Consider the following 17,290-nt stretch of genomic DNA (forward strand, 5'->3'; position numbering starts at 1 on the left):
CTTCAATAGTTTGAGTGTACAGCGCATTAGAATCATAACCCGGTAAAGTTTTCGTTATAAAACTCAATGCTTCTGGCTCTGTAATTGTAAAACTTTGAGTTGTTTGACAAGAATTAGCATCGGTAACCGTACAGGTCCAAGTACCAGCAGTAAGGCCTGTAACACTTACAGTGCCATCTCCTGAAGGATTTCCAGGGGACCAGTCATAAGTATAACCAGCGGTTCCCCCTGTTGCTGGATTAACTGAAGCAGCGCCATTACTGCCTGCATTGTTAGAGACATTAGTTTGTAAATTGGCTGTTAGCTGCACCGATTGAACAGTTACAGTATAGGTTAAAGTGCTCGTTGCACCATTATTATCGGTACTCTCTACTGTAATGTCAGCTGTACCGCTTTGATTCGCTTTTTGGGTAAGGGCAATAACTGCTGCCGAAGCTGTACCGGTATTAACCGCTGTTACCAAAGCAGTGTTACTGCTGGTAACTGTTGTGCTGACCACTGTACCATCATCAGAAACAGTAACAGGTATATCACTAAGGGGCGTATCGGAAGCTGCTAAACACAATGATAAATTAGAAAGCGCAACAGGACTGAACTCTGGTTTGGCATTACAAACGCTATATGAATCATCCATCACTATTGTAAGGATTTTATTACTATATGTATTTGCAACATATACATTGCCAGAAGCATCCACAGCAACGCCGGAAGGACCATTAATGCCGTCTGCAAAACCATCTGTACTTCCAGCAAGGGTAGTTACTTCGCCCGCCGAAGTTATTTTACGGATTTTATGATCACCCTGATCTGCAACATATACAGTACCCGAAGCATCTACAGCAACTCCAGTAGGATAATAAAATTTTGCTGCGGAGCCTGTGCCGTCTGCAAACCCCTGAGTACTTCCCGCAAGGGTAGTAACCACACCCGCGGGAGTTATTTTACGGATTTTTTTATTACTCTTATCCGCAACATATACATTGCCCGAAGCATCTACAGCAACTCCAGTAGGCCCACTAAATTGAGCTGCTGGGCCTGTCCCGTCTGCAAAACCACTTGTACTTCCTGCAAGGGTAGTTACTTCGCCCGCGGGAGTTATTTTACGGATTTTATGATTACTTATATCTGCAACATATACATTGCCAGAAGCATCTACAGTAATTCCTTGAGGGTTACTAAATTTTGCTGTGGTGCCTGTGCCGTCTGCAAAACCCTTAGTACTTCCTGCAAGGGTAGTGACTTCACCCCCTGGAGTTATTTTACGGATTTTATGATTACTCTGATCCGAAACATATACATTGCCAGAAGCATCTACAGCAACACCAATAGGACTATAAAATTGTGCTTGGGTGCCTGTCCCGTCTGCAAAACCCTTAGTACTTCCTGCAAGGGTAGTTACCACACCTGCAGGAGTTATTTTACGGATTTTATGATTATTTGTATCTGCAACATATACATTGCCCGAAGCATCTAGAGCAACACCAATAGGACTATAAAATTGTGCTTGGGCACCTGTGCCGTCTGCAAAACCCTCACTACTGCCCGCTAATGTACTAACTGCTGCAGGGTTTTTAGTACCCACTTCAAGTAAAAAGGATTGGGTTTCCGTGCCGCCTGCTCTAGTAGCGGTAATGGTAATAATTGCAGTTCCAGCTTGCCCTTTTATAGTGGCAATATCCATGGTGCGGTCGGCGCCTGTACCGCTAAAGGTAATACTTGGCGTAATACTGCCATTGCTGCTGGCTGCTGACAATATTGCATCAGTATCTCCGTAAAGCGTTAGCACTACATTGCTAATGGTCTGTCCATCGCAAGCAACAGCTTGGTTGGCGATAGCAGAAAGTGTAGGGTCTGTAATTGTAAAACTTTGAGTTGTTTGATTTGCATTGGCATCCGTAACAGTCACTTGATACGTACCTGCTGATAATCCTGAAGCTGTAGCAGCTGTTCCTCCACTTGGTGCCCAAGAATAAGTATATCCAGGAACTCCTCCAGAAACAGAAACAGTAGCCGAACCATCACTACCTCTAATGGAAGAGACATTGGTTTGTGAACCAATAGCTACTAAAGGAGCAGGTTCTGTAATTGTAAAACTTTGAGTTGTTTGACAAGAATTAGCATCGGTAACCGTACAGGTCCAAGTGCCGGCAGTAAGACCTGTAACACTTACAGTACCATCTCCTGTTGGATTTCCAGGGGACCAGTCATAAGTATAACCAGCCGTTCCTCCTGTTGCTGGATTAACTGAAGCCGCACCATTACTGCCTGCATTTTTAGAGACATTAGTTTGTAAATTGGCTGTCAGCTGTACCGCTTTAACAGTTACAGTATAGGTTATAGTGCTCTTGGCACCGTAATTATCGGTGCTTTCTATTGTGATGTCAGCCGTACCGCTTTGATTGGCTTTTTGTGTAAGGGCTATAACTGCTGCAGAAGCTGTGCCGGTATTGGCCGCTGTTACCAAAGCTGTATTACTACTGGTAACTGTTGTACTTTCCACTGTACCGTCATCTGAAACATTAACAGCTATAGCACTAAGGGCCGTATCTGCAGTTACTAAACACAATGATAAATTAGGAAGCGAAGCAGGACTAAATAAAGGTTTAGCATTACAGCTGCTAAAGGAAGCATCTACTATTTTACGGATTTTATTATTACTTGCATCCGCAACATATACATTACCTGAAGCATCTACAGCAACTCCTTGAGGATCTTTAAATTGTGCTTGGGTGTCTGTGCCGTCCGCAAAACCACTTGTACTTCCAGCGAGGGTAGTGACTTCTCCCGCCGAAGTTATTTTACGTATTTTATTATTACCATAATCTGCAACATATATATTGCCCGAAGCATCTACAGCAACCCCATAGGGATCTTTAAATTGTGCTGCGGTGCCTGCGCCGTCTGCATTACCAAATGTACCTCCAGCAAGGGTAGTTACTGCGCCCCCTGGAGTTATTTTACGGATTGCATAATTGACTACATCCGCTACATATACATTTCCCGAAGCATCTACAGCAACTCCATAAGGAGTATAAAATTGTGCTGTGGTGCCTGTGCCGTCTAAAAAACCACTTGTACTTCCTGCAAGGGTAGTTACCGCACCTGCGGGAGTTATTTTACGGATTTTATGATTATACGCATCCGCAACATATACATTGCCTGAAGCATCTACAGCAACGCTACAAGGCCCCTTAAATTGTGCTGCGGTACCAGCGCCGTCTGCAAAACCATATGTACTTCCTGCAAGAGTAGTTACTGAGCCCGCTGGACTTATTTTACGAATTTTATTATTACCAAAATCCGCAACATATACATTGCCCGAAGCATCTACAGCAACTCCAATAGGACTATCAAATTGTGCTGTTGCGCCAATGCCGTCTGCAAAACCATAGCTGCCATTTCCTGCAAGGGTAGTTACCACACCCTCGGGAGTTATTTTACGAATTCTATTATTAGACGGATCTGCAATATATACAGTACCCGAAGCATCTACAGCAACTCCTCTAGGATTATAAAATCGTGCAGCTGTGCCTGTGCCGTCTGCAAACCCCTGAGTACTCCCCGCTAATGTGCTAACTGTTACAGGGGTTTTATTGCCCACTTCAAGCAAAAAGGTCTGGCTTGCCGTACCATCTGTGCCTGTAGCGGTAATAGTAATGGTTGTAGTGCCGATCTGCATCTTTATGGTGGAAATGCTCATGGTGCGGTTAGCACCTGTGCCGCTAAAGGTAATACTTGGAGTAATACTGCCATTGCTGCTGGTTGCTGACAATGTCGCATTGGTATCTCCGCCAAGGGTTATGGCTATATTGTTAATGGTTTGCCCATCGCAAACAGCTTGGTTGGCAATGCTAGAGAGTGTAGGAGCAGTCACTGCGGGAGCATCAAGCACAGTAACACTAAAAGCATTATCATTAGTATTTGCTGCATATATGTTCGATAACATGGAACATATAAGCAAAATAAAAAAAGTAGTTTTTTTCATTTGTTTAAAATTTATATTTTCATTTTATAGAAAACAATTAGTACTCGCTTTGTATATTTGCCTTATTCCTTGAAAAGGCAAAAAATGGTGTTTGTGTTTCTAGGTCATAAATATTTCTTCACAAATTAACAGGAAATTTATTCTTTTAAAGATCTCTTTAGCTACATCTTTTGGTTCTATTTTAACGTTAAGTTGGAGATTTCGATATCAAAATTAGATGTGTTTTTTTTTGTAAGACAACCTTACTTTTACAAAAATTAACCTTATTCTTAAAAAAAAAGAAAACAGTTAAACAAGTGATGCGATTAATTACTTAAATGAGCGCAATTAATACCTTTTCGATTATAAAAAGCTAATGTAAATTTTAAAGATTATTCACTTCTCTAAAAAAGATATTTTATAAAATAAATTAGAGTGCAAAAATACCCTCCCTAATTTTTGTCTCCAATTTTTGTTAGCACATCCGCAGTGACCGTTTTTGGAAAAGATGCCAATTACTTTTTGTCTTGTCCTAGTATAGCTTGTCACTAAAGCACAACAAATGAAGACAAAGACAGTAAGAAAGACAGAATAAAAAGTTTCAATTAGCAGAAAACCTTCTGGAATGATTGATGAGAAGGGTAAATCGAAAATTGCTGAAGAAGTAAAATCGGGTATAATCAGCTGCCTTGGTGCTAGTCGAAAATACGGGGTTTCAAGAAATAGTATCAAAGCATGGGCAGGCAATATTAATTTGACTATCCTTCTGAGTGCTCATAAATTTTCACAACCTCTTGATATGACCCAAAACCAGGAATCTAAGTTGCTTGTAAAGAAAATACAAGAACTCACCAAAGCTTTAGAGCTATCCAGATTGAAGAATCTTACCCTTGAAACAATGATTGAGGTGGCAGAAAGTGACTTCCATATCAAGATAAGAAAAAAGCGTGGTACCAAACAGTCTTAAGAATGCGGTAAAAGCAACCAGAATATACCCTGGTAGAGTTATGTGCACTGTTTGGAGTAAGCCGACAAGCTTATTATTTAGCTCATCATAAAGCAGCAAGAACAAGTATAGCACATACTGTAGTTTTAAAATTAGTAAGCGAATTTCGTTCTTCGATTCCTATGCTTGGGACAAGAAAGCTGTTGTATTTACTGATTCCTGAAATGGAAAAGCATCAGATAAAGATGGGTAGAGATCAATTGTATGATCTTTTACGTTTCCATGGTTTGTTAATCAGAAGACGAATGGTAAAGACAATAAACTCTCACCATTGGTTAAAGAAGTATCCAAACCAAATAAAGAATTTATCACTTTACGCTCCGGAACAGCTCTGGGTAAGTGATATAACTTATATTAGAACTTTAGAGGGGTTTAGTTATCTGAGCTTAATAACTGATGCATATTCAAGGAAGATTGTTGGTCATGCTTTACATCCTAATCTTGAAGCGTCAGGTTGTATAGAAGCTCTGAAGATGGCCTTAGAGAACAGAAGACGAGTATATTCTTTTATATTAATACATCATTCTGACAGAGGAATACAGTACAAACACTTTTAAATGAGGATAAAATAGCAATAAGTATGACTCAGAGTGGCAGTCCATACGAGAATGCACTGGCTGAGAGGGTTAATGGGATTATCAAAAATGAGTTCTTCCCTAAAAAGATTTATCAGAACCATAAAGAAGCGAAGAAAAATATAATAATTAACATTAATCATTATAACTTAAGACGCCCTCATTCAAGTCTTGATTATCTAACGTCTAACCAAGCTCATCAAATCTCAGGTACAATTAAAAAACGCTGGAAAGAATATCCAAGGCAAAAAAAAAAGGAAAGGAGATAAATCAAGTCGAAGTTATTTAAGATGACATTCTAATGTTCCTAGTAGTTAAATAATAAAAAACAACTTGTAAATTAAAATCAGTACCTGATTTAATTTGATGTAAACTAAATCTAGGATTATAAATCAAAAACGACAAGTAAATTCAGGACAAGACACAATTTACTCCGGAATTAGGTGGTAAAATTGACCGGTTTTTCGACAATAATAGTAAGACAAGTTAAATCGTAACTTTATGATTATTTTAAACATATGGGTTGAGTGTTAAACTTTATCGTTTTTCACTTATTTCATAGAGATATATCGTACTTTTTTTCAATTAGTGACTTAATCGTTTTAGCTTTTATCTTCTTTATTTCTGTTGAGATTGATAAATTTTTAATATGCGAATAGAAAATAAAACTATTGTAATTAAAGTAAAATACTATTGTGTCGCTAAAAAAAGCCTCATCTTTCTTCTTTTGATAAAATTCGATTATTATTGTGTCCTTTATGATCATGTTTGTGAAATACTGAATTCTCGGGTATTCCCAACTATCCAATGGCATACAAATGTCTTCTAATATCGTAATATCAATTAGGTCTGTAATCGCAAGTTCTGCTATTTTTTTCTTTTCTTTTCTATTTGGACAATTCATATTTTACTTTTTTTTAATTCGCTACCATTGATATCAAATTTATTTTTTCTTAGTCTAATCTGATACTTAAAATAATTTATTGTTAGGTTTTAGGTAATAACTAGTATTTTATTTGGAAGTATTTGCTACTAAAAGCAATTAAGTAGATACGAAAAAAGAAATCACATAAATTGATTCAGATATTTTCCGTTACAATATGATGCATGGAATATAAACGAGATTAATACTGAGAGCTGAAAAGGAAATAACTGATTTATTTATTCTAAAGTTAAAAGTTTATGAAGTACTAAAGATTAGTCGATAAGTATAAATTATTCTAAAACACAAGAAATAAAAAAGATACTAGCTCGAGTTTATTCCTCAATAAATTCGAAAGAAACGTTGAAAATTCCTCTTTATTATTTTTTCACTTTTAGAACATAGCTTTAGTTATTCTTCGTGTTCTATCTCCCTACTATGTAAACAAAAAAACTAAAAATTAAGTCACAAAAAAACTTTGATCAGATTCTAAACTTTTGAAATCCAATCCATTTTATATTACCCGTTTAATAAATCGACGCTCCTACCAAACCATAATTATTAATATATTTGCATTATCCAATCTTTATCTTCGAAAACAACGTTTGTTGTAACCTTGTAGTATGCTGGTGTTAGAGCTACTTTTTCCTATTATTACTCCCATGATGTGCAATTATTGTTTATCGTCTTAATTAGAAATGACTAGACAATCATTATCTACCTTCTTACTGGTCACTAAAAAATCGTCAACATACCGGATTTAGAAACCACTCGATGTAAATAACACCAAACAGCATTGGTTTTTATATATGCTTCAGATACTCTCTATCTGGCTCTGACGCTACTCAAAACCTTTTTTATATGTAATTCAATCACTAGGATGTATTAAATACCCACCGTTAAATTGTAACAAGAGTAATTTCCATTCCAAGCATTTACATTATTCTCTCAACATCCATCTAACTCAATGTAAATCTCAATTTAAATAAACTACCTAAGTAATAAAAGCTTTCAAAGAATAATACCTCAGTTTATTTGCTTTTTTAAATCTACAAGATAGTAAATTACAAAAAGATCTATCAAAGTCCTACTAAAAGCATTCCGAAAATTATATTTTCACAATGCTTTTTTTAAATAAGAGAAAACTCTAACAAAATAAAACTTTTATCAATTCTCAAATATTAACCAAAAAGATACTATTATTACAAAAGCAATTCTAAAATAAAAAAAAAATACAATTTTTGAGGACTTTAAAATATCTTTCATAATTGAATTCAGGTTAGTGGGGGCTACTCTGAAAAAAAGCATCGCTTAATTAGCGGTGCTTTTTAATTTAATATTTAGGAGTAAAAATAACCATATGAGCTGAATACTTATTTAAACATTTGTTAAATCTACTTAAATATTAAAAGTAAACAAGAATTCTCTCACCGCATATTATAGGTCTTATCAACTTAAAGAATTTAATCATATGATCTACTAAAAAATCTTTAAAGAACAAATTAATCCAATTTAATGTAATATAAAACATTTCCGTCCCATGTACCAACAATTAAAAATAACTGCATTAATTCTCATGACAGCAGGAATCGCTCTAAATGCATCTAGTCAATCAATACTAAAGGTAGGAGATAATCCTTTTATAATTAATTCAAAAGCTGCGCTCGATGTAGAAAGTGTTACAAAAGGTTTTCTTCCTCCACGTATGACAAAATCACAACGAAATGCTATAATTTCTCCTCCTGCAGGGCTTCAAATATGGTGTACGGACTGCAATGCTTCAACTGAGCCTGTATCCGGGCAGCCCTGCATTTACCTAGGATCAAGATGGGCTCCTCTTAATATAAATTCAACAGCTGTTGTCACTACAGGTAAAAAATCAGATACCAATAAACCAATAAGAACAAACTCCACTACGGCGACAATAAAGGGAATTTTAGTAGAGCCCGCAGGGATTCCTCCTAAAGAAACCGGCATCATATATAAGCCCATAACAGGAGGTGATTTTGAAACACTTCCTTTACTTGACGGCTCAACAGGAGCTGCTACATCACCTGTGAATAAGGCGACAACTTCATCTCCAGTAATAGCTAAAGGAGGTTCTATATCGGTAAATATAGCAGGTCTGGGAGCAAATCCATACTATTTCAGAACGTATGCAAAAAGCGACCTCGGAATTAGCTACGGCAACCCCATAATTTTTAACTGTGCAACTCCTGTTCTCACTACTCCCACAGTTACTGGCAGCACTACATTGTATCCTAAATTTAGCGGAACACTTAATATAAATGCTGGCACTCAGCAGGGAACCATTACCGAATACGGATACTACAGCGGCACATCTGCATCTCCAACAACCAATAAGATAGTCCTATCGAATACACAGTCTCTTAACAATCTGGATACCGTGCTTAATTCAGAAATTTTTAAATCAAATCCTGTGATCAATTTTAATATAAATGACTATGTGATAACCACCTCAGAAACACAATACCTTAGGTTTTACGCAATTGCAAACGGAGCAATAATATACAGTCCCGATGTGTCGTTTGCTCCCAATGCGATTAATGCAATAACGGGTTCGGTGACAAATATCGGTGAAACTTCATTCTTTATAAATGGAAACACTGTCACAAATACTGGAGTTACTATTACAGAAAACGGATTCTGTTGGAGTGCAATATATTCGGAACCAACTATCACAAATTCCACAACAACTTTGGCACCAATTACTAAATCATTCTCCGCAACTATAAATAACCTTACTGCAAGTACTACTTATTACATCCGTGCATTTGCACAAAGCAACAATACTACTACATATGGTAAAACATTAATCGTGACTACTTCAAATAAAAACATCTCAGCAGTAGAACTATTAATGACAAACAATCAATTTAGTCAATTATTTCCTTACAGGGCAAACCTCACACTTAACCAAACTGGCACTGAATTTTATTCATATCAATCACTCATTGATGCCGTAAATGAATTAAAAAATATCAAAATAGAAATCATTAAAAGACAGAATACAGATTTAACATACATCAATTATACGTATAAAATTAAACGCACGGACTTAAAAAAAAATACTGTTGACCAGATTATTGTCGGCCAAGATTATAACGAAAGTTGGAATATATCCAAACCTGAAATCGTAACGTCAGTAATAAACTTTTCCAGTTTCTTGAACTCTGGTAATTCAACAAATGATAAAAAAGAATTATGTGCATTTTTAGCAAATATTTCTCATGAAACAACAGGAGGCGGAAATATTGAACCTACAAAAACTTACGGTCTATATTTCAAAGAAGAAAATGGATGTGAAAGTGGATGCAATAACTATACAGCTGTTAACCAAGATTTCCCAGCAGTTACTGGAAAATTTTATCATGGAAGAGGACCAATCCAACTTTCATGGAATTACAATTATGGCATCTCAAGCTTTTTAATATATGGAGACAAAAATGTATTATTAAGTGCTCCCGAAACTGTTTTAGCAAATGCTAAAAATGCCTTTATGACTGCAATTACCTTTTGGAATATGCCTGAGGGAATAAAACCAAGTCCTCATGATGTTATAAACACAACAAGAGGTTTTGCTAAAACAATTAATATAATTAATGGAGGCATAGAGTGTGGCGTTTCAAACAGTGCGAAAGACCCTCTAGTTGCGGACAGAATTGGGTTCTATAAAAAATATCTTACTGATTTTGGTGTAACGATAACAGAATCTGACACTGAACTCTCTTGCAGAGATTTAGCTACTTATTAAAATCTAGTTACATTTATTTATTTTAAAAAAAAACTTTAAACCTACAATTATTTAAAAAAAAGCACCACATATTACTTTTTAATAATAAGCATCAGTTGAAAACAAATACATTTGGACTATATTTATAATTTTCTTTTAAACAAGAAAAAAAAGTTCACTGGTGGGGACCAGTGAACTTAAAAAAGCATCACTTCTAAAGTGATGCTTTTATATTTGAAGTAGACACCTGTTACACTACAAAAAGCTAGGGCTAATTCTGTTTTAAAAAGCAAAAAAAAAATCGCTATTCGATAAAAAAACGGAGCATTAGCATTTATTAGTTTTATATTATACCACTATGTCTTGTCCTAAAATTACTTTTCGTTTTTGATTTGTAATCCTAAATTTAATTTACATCAAAACTAAATTAGTACTGATTATACTTTACCAGTTATTTTTATTTGACTATTAAAAACATTAGAATGTCATCTTAAACAACTTCGCCTTGATTTAGCTTTCTCATCAATCATTCCGGAAGGTTTTCTACTAATTGAAGAATTTGCTTTTCTCTTTTTTAATGTTTTTACCTCCATTTTTTCCACTTTAGTTACAAGATATACCAGTACAAAATAAGATATAGCACTAACACAATCAACTATTTGACTATTTATTTTGATAGCTATTTTTAAAAATATTCATTTATAGGTAAACTTCTCTTTTTTAAACTATTTAACCGATTCCAATACCTCTCTTTTGTCTATCGGATTATCACACTTATTACTTTCTATCAATCTAAAAAACAGGTTAATAGTAGATTTAAATTAAGTTTAAAAATAACGAATTAAACATCTTCTTTTCTCTAAAATCTCATTATCAGCTAAGCATAAATAATTATTGTTCCTCAAATTATCAACCTTAATAATTTAAATCAATTTAATTAAAGTAAGGATAAAAGATTTAAGAAAACTATAGAATGGTAATTCTATTTGAGGCAATAATTATTTCAGCCATTTTTATTTTCACTAGCGTTCGTAATAGAAAATACATGTTCAAAAAAAAAATTTAAGTATTACAATTTCAAAACCCAAAATTACTAAATCCACATTATTATGAAAATATCTATTCCTCATTTAATTGTTTTGATTGTTTTTTCAACTTTACTATTTTCTTGTTCTTCAGAAGACAATCATCCTGTAATCGAACCTATTCCCCTCAAAATGGAGTACACTTTTAATTCAGAAGAGCTAGAAACAATGGACTTAATAAATGCATACAGACAGAGTATTGGACTTAATCAGTTAGAACCAAACAAGCATATTTCCTATGTAGCCGAACAGCATAACCTTTATATGATAAATAATAATGCAGTCAATCATGCTGGCTTTACCGAACGCTATGATAACATTGTTAAAGTATTAACCGCAATAAAAGTGGGAGAAAATATTGCTTACAACTACAAAAAACCTAAAGAAGCTTTTGAGGCATGGCTCTTGAGTCCTGGTCATAAAACGATAATCGAAGGAGATTATACTCATTTCGGAATTTCTATAAGACAAAGTGATGCAAAAAGGAAGTATTACACTAATATTTTCGCAAAAATACTTAGTAAATAATATATCATAATTTACTTTAAACGTTTTTTAATTGATTGTTACTTTTGGTGATTTAACACTCTACAGTTATCATTCAAATTAGATCATATGTTACTTTAGACAATGCAAAAAAACATGTGTTTTATACTTTTAAACTGATTTTTTTTTAGAAAAAGGGAAATAATATATATTGTGGTGTTTTTTGTATTATTATGACAATCATTTAAAAATAAATCTAATGATTGTTACCTTTTTTCAACACATTAGTATTAATTTCAAATATTAAGCTTTGAAAAAACTGCAAAAAATATTAAGCATCCTCTTTCTCGCAACAGGAATGCTTTATGTTTATACTGATTTATATTCGAGTTTGTTCTTAGTAGCAAGCTGCGTTCTTTTGATCTTAATTTGCTTAATGGAAGTTATGGATTTTATAGAGCTTTCATTCTTTATCATATTGATCGGTATTTTATCTTTTATATATAAATAGTAATGTAAAATCATTAAAAAACGTGCATATTTATCTTATTGGCTTTAAAACACATTTCTGGATCGGCAATTAATTTACCTAAATGATAGTTAATTTCTTCTTTAAAACAAAAAAACAATTTATCTTTAGATAATTTCTCAACAATCTTACTTTTCGGATGTTTTTTGTTTTTTTTGTATAAATACAGAGAGTTCTTCTTTGATTTTTTTTATTATGAGCAAAATTATTCTTAGAAAAATCATTCAAAAGTTTTGATCTATTTGATACTGGCCCTCTCCTAAAGATATACTATCTTCACTTCTTATTAATAACTCATCTGGAATTCTTAACACCTTGATCTCATTATAATTTTCAACTTTATCGAACCAAAAAGATAGATCTTTCCAAAACTTAATAATCGCTACCAAAGCAACCAAGTAAAAGACCATTTTATTACCTCTATTAAATAAATTCTTATCCGAAAATGATATCCATAAAGGCAATGAAATATCTTCCTGAATTACACTTAACTCTTCCAATTCAGAAATAAAAATTGAAAAATATTCCCCTTCAGAATTAAAAAACTTAATTTTTTTTCCACACTTCAAATCAAAAATAATTCTCCCAAAGCCTTTTAAGTTTACTAAAAAATCAACTCGCTGAAACTTCTTCACATTAGTCTTATAAGACGAACATTCAATAGTAAATGGACCATTACCAACATATAAATAAGGTGTCTTATTGCATTCTAATAAATTTTGAAATGATAGTTCTCCATTGGAATTATTTAACTCAGAATTAAATAAAAAACAATTAAGATCTGTTTGGGTAAGTTTACCATTGAGAAAACAAACAGAGAATTCATTATCCGGATTTGTTACTATAACTTTATCCCCTTTTTTAAATTAGAATTAACTATACCTTCTAAGTTAGATTTATTTTTGAAGTTAAAACCCAAGTTTCTCATTTACTTACTACTATAAATATTACTGCTTATAACGCTATTTCAAAAAATCTTTCAATAAAAAAACACTTTCAGGATTAACGCAGGGTATCTTAACAGGAATACCAGGAAATATTTTATCAGGATAATGACTACTTACAAATGATGAGAAACTTTTCATTTTACATGTTTCCAAATGAGACTTAAAATCAATTTTTAATGTAATTTTAGATTTCGTTTTTGATTTGTACTTCACTATACTATCATAATTAATCTCTAGAATAAAGACATTTTCAGCGGAATCATTTTCTCTTAAGGTAATAACAACATTGAGTTCTTTATCTTTAAATTTTTGCTCTAATGAAGGATAAAACTGTTGACTTATATAGTTATATAACCTCTTTTGTATTGTAGCTAATTCTCTCGAAGTTATCGCTCCCTTAAAACCATAAAACGATATATCCAATGATAAATCTATGTCATTAGAAAATTTTTCAATTAAATTCCATGCTTTATTAAATGCTGGTCCTCCTTTTAAAATCAAATGCGTCGAAAGTCTGGTTTGAAAAATGAGATAAACAGCTTCAGTTATCCACCAGTCCTTCTCAACGGTATAAGTTGAAATTCCTTTCTCTGCTGCTATTTTGGAGAAAATTTCCAATTTCTCCCTTTTTGAGATTTGATTCCAATTTTTCATAATTTATTGTGGCACTAAAAATACAAACATCTATTGTAAACTTCTACTTTCAATCTTTAACCATATAAACATAGTAAAAGCTAAAAATAAAAAAATAATACGATTAAAACCTCTACTGATTAAGACTGATAGGCGATATTTAAAATAATAAAAACACATATCTTAATAAAATTATTTTAGAGTTAAATATAGTATCAATTATTAAGTCATTTATTGTTTGAATACATTTTAATTGCAATCATTTATTTCTATCATTTTACTTATTTATAACTATCAAACTGAACTGTATTCTTCAAGAAAAACTACTTTCACTTTGAGCACCAAATATATTTTTTTAGAAATAGGTTCTTTATTTTAAAGTAATAAGTGATAGTTTTTAACTCGTAAAAGGAATGATTTTCACTTCTTTTAAAAACACTTATTTCTTACAAATTAATCAATATCATCACACTAAACATAAAAAAATAAAAAAAACAGATGCTAAATCCAATCAAACTAATAGCTTCAAGTATACCCATTTAACTATAACATTTTAAGATTCGCGAAAAAATACCTACATAAATACCGAATTTTATTTCAAAATAATTAAAATACACTTTTAACATTGAATCATTAAAATTTTCAAAACTAAACCACATTCCATTGCGAAATTATTTTAAGATTTAAATAATACCGATTATCTCTACAAATGCATCACTTATTAACTCCCTTCTTTAATTTTATTAGTATGATCTAATTTTACCTTGCCTTTTTAGGTATTCAGAAATAAAAATCACAATCAAAAAAACTATAGTTTAAACACTCTTAAAATTCACATTTTAAATTAACTATCTCGATGAAAAATAACTGTAAAATGAAAAAAATATTCTTCCTTATTTTGTGCAGTATTCAATTTACTAATGGACAGCAGAGATTAAAACTTAATAAAATAGATTTTTTACCTTGAGTACGTCCGTTGATCCCACTAGTTCATTTAAAGAAAAAGGAATTGATTTTGTTGGAGAAATAGAATATGCAGGTTCTGTATATGTAAAGATAGGTATTGAAAATTTTTCAGCATTACAGGGAGGATATAAAGATCTCCATTGGGCTCTAGGATTAAACTTAACTTCAGGTTTGTCTGAAAAATCTCGGTTTTACGCAGGATTAAGAGCAGCGAGCATATGGAGAGGTGGAGAAGGTGCTTACCGTATTAATTACGGTCTTGAATCGGGTTTTGATTATACCTTATCTAAAAATATTTTTATGGGCTTGCGAGCCACTTTCGACAAAAGAAATGACCAGGAAATATTTAGATGGAAACCGGAAGCAAAATTCAGTGGATTTATAAGAATAGGCTACAAATGGTACTATAAAAAAAAATTTAACGATCAAATAGAGAGACTGTCAAATTATTCTTTTAAATATAACAAACAAAATTATGGCAATTTCCATAAACTGAATTGCACACAGAAAACACAACACATACAATATTAACAAAAAAAATATAATTTTATGACATGTAGCATTTTAAAAAAAAGCAAGATATTATCGTTAAAACTCGTACCTCTTTTTACTTTTTTCATTTTTTCATTTGGAAATAGCAAAGATCATATTGGAGAAGCAAATAATTCATCTCATAAAATTTCACAGATAGAAGATGTCATAATGTTAAAAGGTCTGGTCACCGATGAAAACGGAAATCCATTGCCTAATATCACGGTTTTATATAAAGAGAGAGCAAATTCAAGGAAAACAGATAGTAATGGGAATTTTATAATTGCAATGCATCTTAAAGAAAGTTTAGAGTTTTCATACGATGGTTTTAAAACTCAGACTATAAAAATAAGATCAAAGAAGTTATTGAATGTCAAACTTAAAAAACTCTAATCAATTTATAAATTTTCCCAACCAGCTCCGAGCAATTTAATTTTGAAAGAGATATTTTTGAGAAATTAAAACCTGAATTAACAATAAGAGTATTTTTATTTCGTAGGTTACATTTGTTTAGAATGTTACAAACATGTTTTTTTCTATAATTGAGACGACGCAACCTCAGAACATCATAAGTCATTTTACTTTTATTACTTAAAAAGCATCATATAACTCTTTTACTTTTATTTAAGAGAAAACTGTATATAAATTAGACCTTTCAATTTGGAAAATTAAAAAGAAAAAGGAAGGATAATATGCGTTCCACAGCAATGGTTTATTATCTGACAATCATTAAAAATTAACTTTAATGATTGTCCTCCTTTTTTACAAAAAAAAACTCCATACTTCTAAGCACTCTAAAATAGACAATACTTAGTTGATACCTATATTCATCCCCCCCCCCCCCGATAATTCAATCTTAAATATTTACAAAATGAATTTTATCTCTCAACGCATAAACCTTTCTTTTAATTCTAATTTATTTATTTTTAATTAAGCATAACAGATTAAGACCTAAAAAAGAAAGATAAACAGTAATCGATTTATTCTTACATATATTTCTTAATACTATACACTTATTCCTTGATGCGTTCTTTTTATTTTTTAAAATATGATTTTTGAATTAAAAATAAGCTGTAACCACCACCTTATTATACAATCTTTAAATCAACGATATTAAAACAATATAGTTTGAATCATCTAATTTATACAATGCTAGAAAAGGTAAATTTATTTTTATTTTATAAAAGAAAAATAATTTTGAAAATAATTTACAATTTGGTCAAGATTTTACTTAGCTGTTATCTATTATTTATATGATTTCACCTGAGCCAAGTTCGTTTTATATATTCAAACATCCAAAATGATATTCATTGAACATTACAAAAAAAAGCTCTACATTAAAACTCAACAATACAAATCACTTATTGTAGTTAATCCAAAAACTACACTTATTAAACAAACAACTTCAAATATTACTTTTGAAAAATGAGTTTCTTTCAAAATACATATAATTGTATTTAACGATAAGATTTTAAGAAAAAAAATAATTTAAAGCTAAAATATCATGGATTCAAATAAAGTGCTGGTGTTTGACAATTGCCATTATTTTTCGAGATTTTTAAAATATGAATTTAAAGATATCAAATTTACAACTGGTGGAAAGGAGTCGCTTTTGTATGGAAGTGGAATGAATAAAGACTTTTCATTAATCATTTATGTCTTTTATTCTGAGGAAGATTTAATCGATTTACTACGATTGTATACTTATGGTGTTAAGTTATTAGTTTGCAATCATAGTCCGAAATTTGTAAATAAATTCATAAATATTAAAAATATTGGAGTATTGGACTGTCTTGAAACAAAAAGTGGATTAAGAACAGACCTACGTTTGTATTTTAATCAGGCATTTTAATTACTAAAAAAACAATAGAAATATTTTTTCATATCAATTC

Annotated in this window: 12 protein-coding genes; 8 read left to right on the top strand and 4 right to left on the bottom strand. The window is 32.1% G+C overall.

Going from position 1 to position 17,290, the window contains the following annotated elements:
- Positions 1-3,985: hypothetical protein (locus ACHRVZ_RS17360; protein ID WP_395424153.1), on the bottom strand; the 3,985-nt coding region annotated here is incomplete at its 3' end.
- Positions 3,986-4,589: 604 nt separating this feature from the next.
- Between ACHRVZ_RS17360 and ACHRVZ_RS17365 the strand changes: the two genes are divergently transcribed.
- From ACHRVZ_RS17365 to ACHRVZ_RS17375, 3 genes are all read left to right on the top strand, one after another.
- Entirely contained in the window at positions 4,590-4,931 is a 342-nt protein-coding gene (locus tag ACHRVZ_RS17365) for a hypothetical protein (RefSeq protein ID WP_395424154.1), read from the top strand.
- Positions 4,932-5,215: 284 nt separating this feature from the next.
- Positions 5,216-5,527 (top strand): DDE-type integrase/transposase/recombinase, encoded by a 312-nt coding sequence (locus ACHRVZ_RS17370; RefSeq protein WP_395424155.1) that lies wholly within the window; start codon positions 5,216-5,218, stop codon positions 5,525-5,527.
- Positions 5,528-5,544: 17 nt separating this feature from the next.
- The gene (locus tag ACHRVZ_RS17375) at positions 5,545-5,814 is read left to right on the top strand and encodes an integrase core domain-containing protein (RefSeq protein WP_395424457.1); all 270 of its coding nucleotides are present in this window, start codon (positions 5,545-5,547) and stop codon (positions 5,812-5,814) included.
- A 287-nt stretch (positions 5,815-6,101) separates the two neighbouring features.
- Here ACHRVZ_RS17375 and ACHRVZ_RS17380 read toward each other — a convergent pair whose 3' ends face one another.
- Complete coding sequence (locus ACHRVZ_RS17380) at positions 6,102-6,449, bottom strand: hypothetical protein (RefSeq protein ID WP_395424156.1); 348 nt, start codon at positions 6,447-6,449, stop codon at positions 6,102-6,104.
- A gap of 1,558 nt (positions 6,450-8,007) precedes the next feature.
- Between ACHRVZ_RS17380 and ACHRVZ_RS17385 the strand changes: the two genes are divergently transcribed.
- Positions 8,008-10,242 carry a chitinase gene (locus ACHRVZ_RS17385; RefSeq protein ID WP_395424157.1) on the top strand — a complete coding sequence of 745 codons (2,235 nt, stop codon included), beginning with the start codon at positions 8,008-8,010 and terminating at the stop codon, positions 10,240-10,242.
- A 1,088-nt stretch (positions 10,243-11,330) separates the two neighbouring features.
- Positions 11,331-11,834, top strand: coding sequence for a CAP domain-containing protein (locus ACHRVZ_RS17390; protein WP_395424158.1), 504 nt, complete (start codon positions 11,331-11,333; stop codon positions 11,832-11,834).
- 711 nt (positions 11,835-12,545) lie between these two features.
- Here the strand turns inward: ACHRVZ_RS17390 and ACHRVZ_RS17395 are convergent.
- On the bottom strand, positions 12,546-12,956 hold the full coding sequence (locus tag ACHRVZ_RS17395) for a hypothetical protein (protein ID WP_395424159.1): 411 nt from the start codon (positions 12,954-12,956) through the stop codon (positions 12,546-12,548).
- Positions 12,957-13,283: 327 nt separating this feature from the next.
- Entirely contained in the window at positions 13,284-13,922 is a 639-nt protein-coding gene (locus ACHRVZ_RS17400) for a nucleotidyl transferase AbiEii/AbiGii toxin family protein (protein ID WP_395424160.1), read from the bottom strand.
- Between the two features lie 942 nt (positions 13,923-14,864).
- Here ACHRVZ_RS17400 and ACHRVZ_RS17405 point away from each other — a divergent pair.
- From ACHRVZ_RS17405 to ACHRVZ_RS17415, 3 genes are all read left to right on the top strand, one after another.
- Positions 14,865-15,398 carry a hypothetical protein gene (locus ACHRVZ_RS17405; protein ID WP_395424161.1) on the top strand — a complete coding sequence of 178 codons (534 nt, stop codon included), beginning with the start codon at positions 14,865-14,867 and terminating at the stop codon, positions 15,396-15,398.
- A gap of 18 nt (positions 15,399-15,416) precedes the next feature.
- Positions 15,417-15,791: a carboxypeptidase-like regulatory domain-containing protein gene (locus ACHRVZ_RS17410; RefSeq protein WP_395424162.1), complete on the top strand. Its 375-nt coding sequence runs from the start codon at positions 15,417-15,419 to the stop codon at positions 15,789-15,791.
- A gap of 1,111 nt (positions 15,792-16,902) precedes the next feature.
- Positions 16,903-17,250, top strand: a complete 348-nt coding sequence (locus ACHRVZ_RS17415; protein WP_395424163.1) for a hypothetical protein — start codon at positions 16,903-16,905, stop codon at positions 17,248-17,250.
- Positions 17,251-17,290 lie beyond the last annotated feature (40 nt).

Source organism: Flavobacterium sp. FlaQc-57 (genome assembly GCF_044007395.1).
Taxonomy (GTDB): Bacteria; Bacteroidota; Bacteroidia; order Flavobacteriales; family Flavobacteriaceae; genus Flavobacterium.

Coding starts and splice junctions, on each gene's coding strand:
- ACHRVZ_RS17365 (WP_395424154.1), top strand. CDS start 4,590: ATGATTGATGAGAAGGGTAAATCGAAAATTGCTGAAGAAGTAAAATCG.
- ACHRVZ_RS17370 (WP_395424155.1), top strand. CDS start 5,216: ATGGTAAAGACAATAAACTCTCACCATTGGTTAAAGAAGTATCCAAAC.
- ACHRVZ_RS17380 (WP_395424156.1), bottom strand. CDS start 6,449: ATGAATTGTCCAAATAGAAAAGAAAAGAAAAAAATAGCAGAACTTGCG.
- ACHRVZ_RS17385 (WP_395424157.1), top strand. CDS start 8,008: ATGTACCAACAATTAAAAATAACTGCATTAATTCTCATGACAGCAGGA.
- ACHRVZ_RS17390 (WP_395424158.1), top strand. CDS start 11,331: ATGAAAATATCTATTCCTCATTTAATTGTTTTGATTGTTTTTTCAACT.
- ACHRVZ_RS17400 (WP_395424160.1), bottom strand. CDS start 13,922: ATGAAAAATTGGAATCAAATCTCAAAAAGGGAGAAATTGGAAATTTTC.
- ACHRVZ_RS17410 (WP_395424162.1), top strand. CDS start 15,417: ATGACATGTAGCATTTTAAAAAAAAGCAAGATATTATCGTTAAAACTC.
- ACHRVZ_RS17415 (WP_395424163.1), top strand. CDS start 16,903: ATGGATTCAAATAAAGTGCTGGTGTTTGACAATTGCCATTATTTTTCG.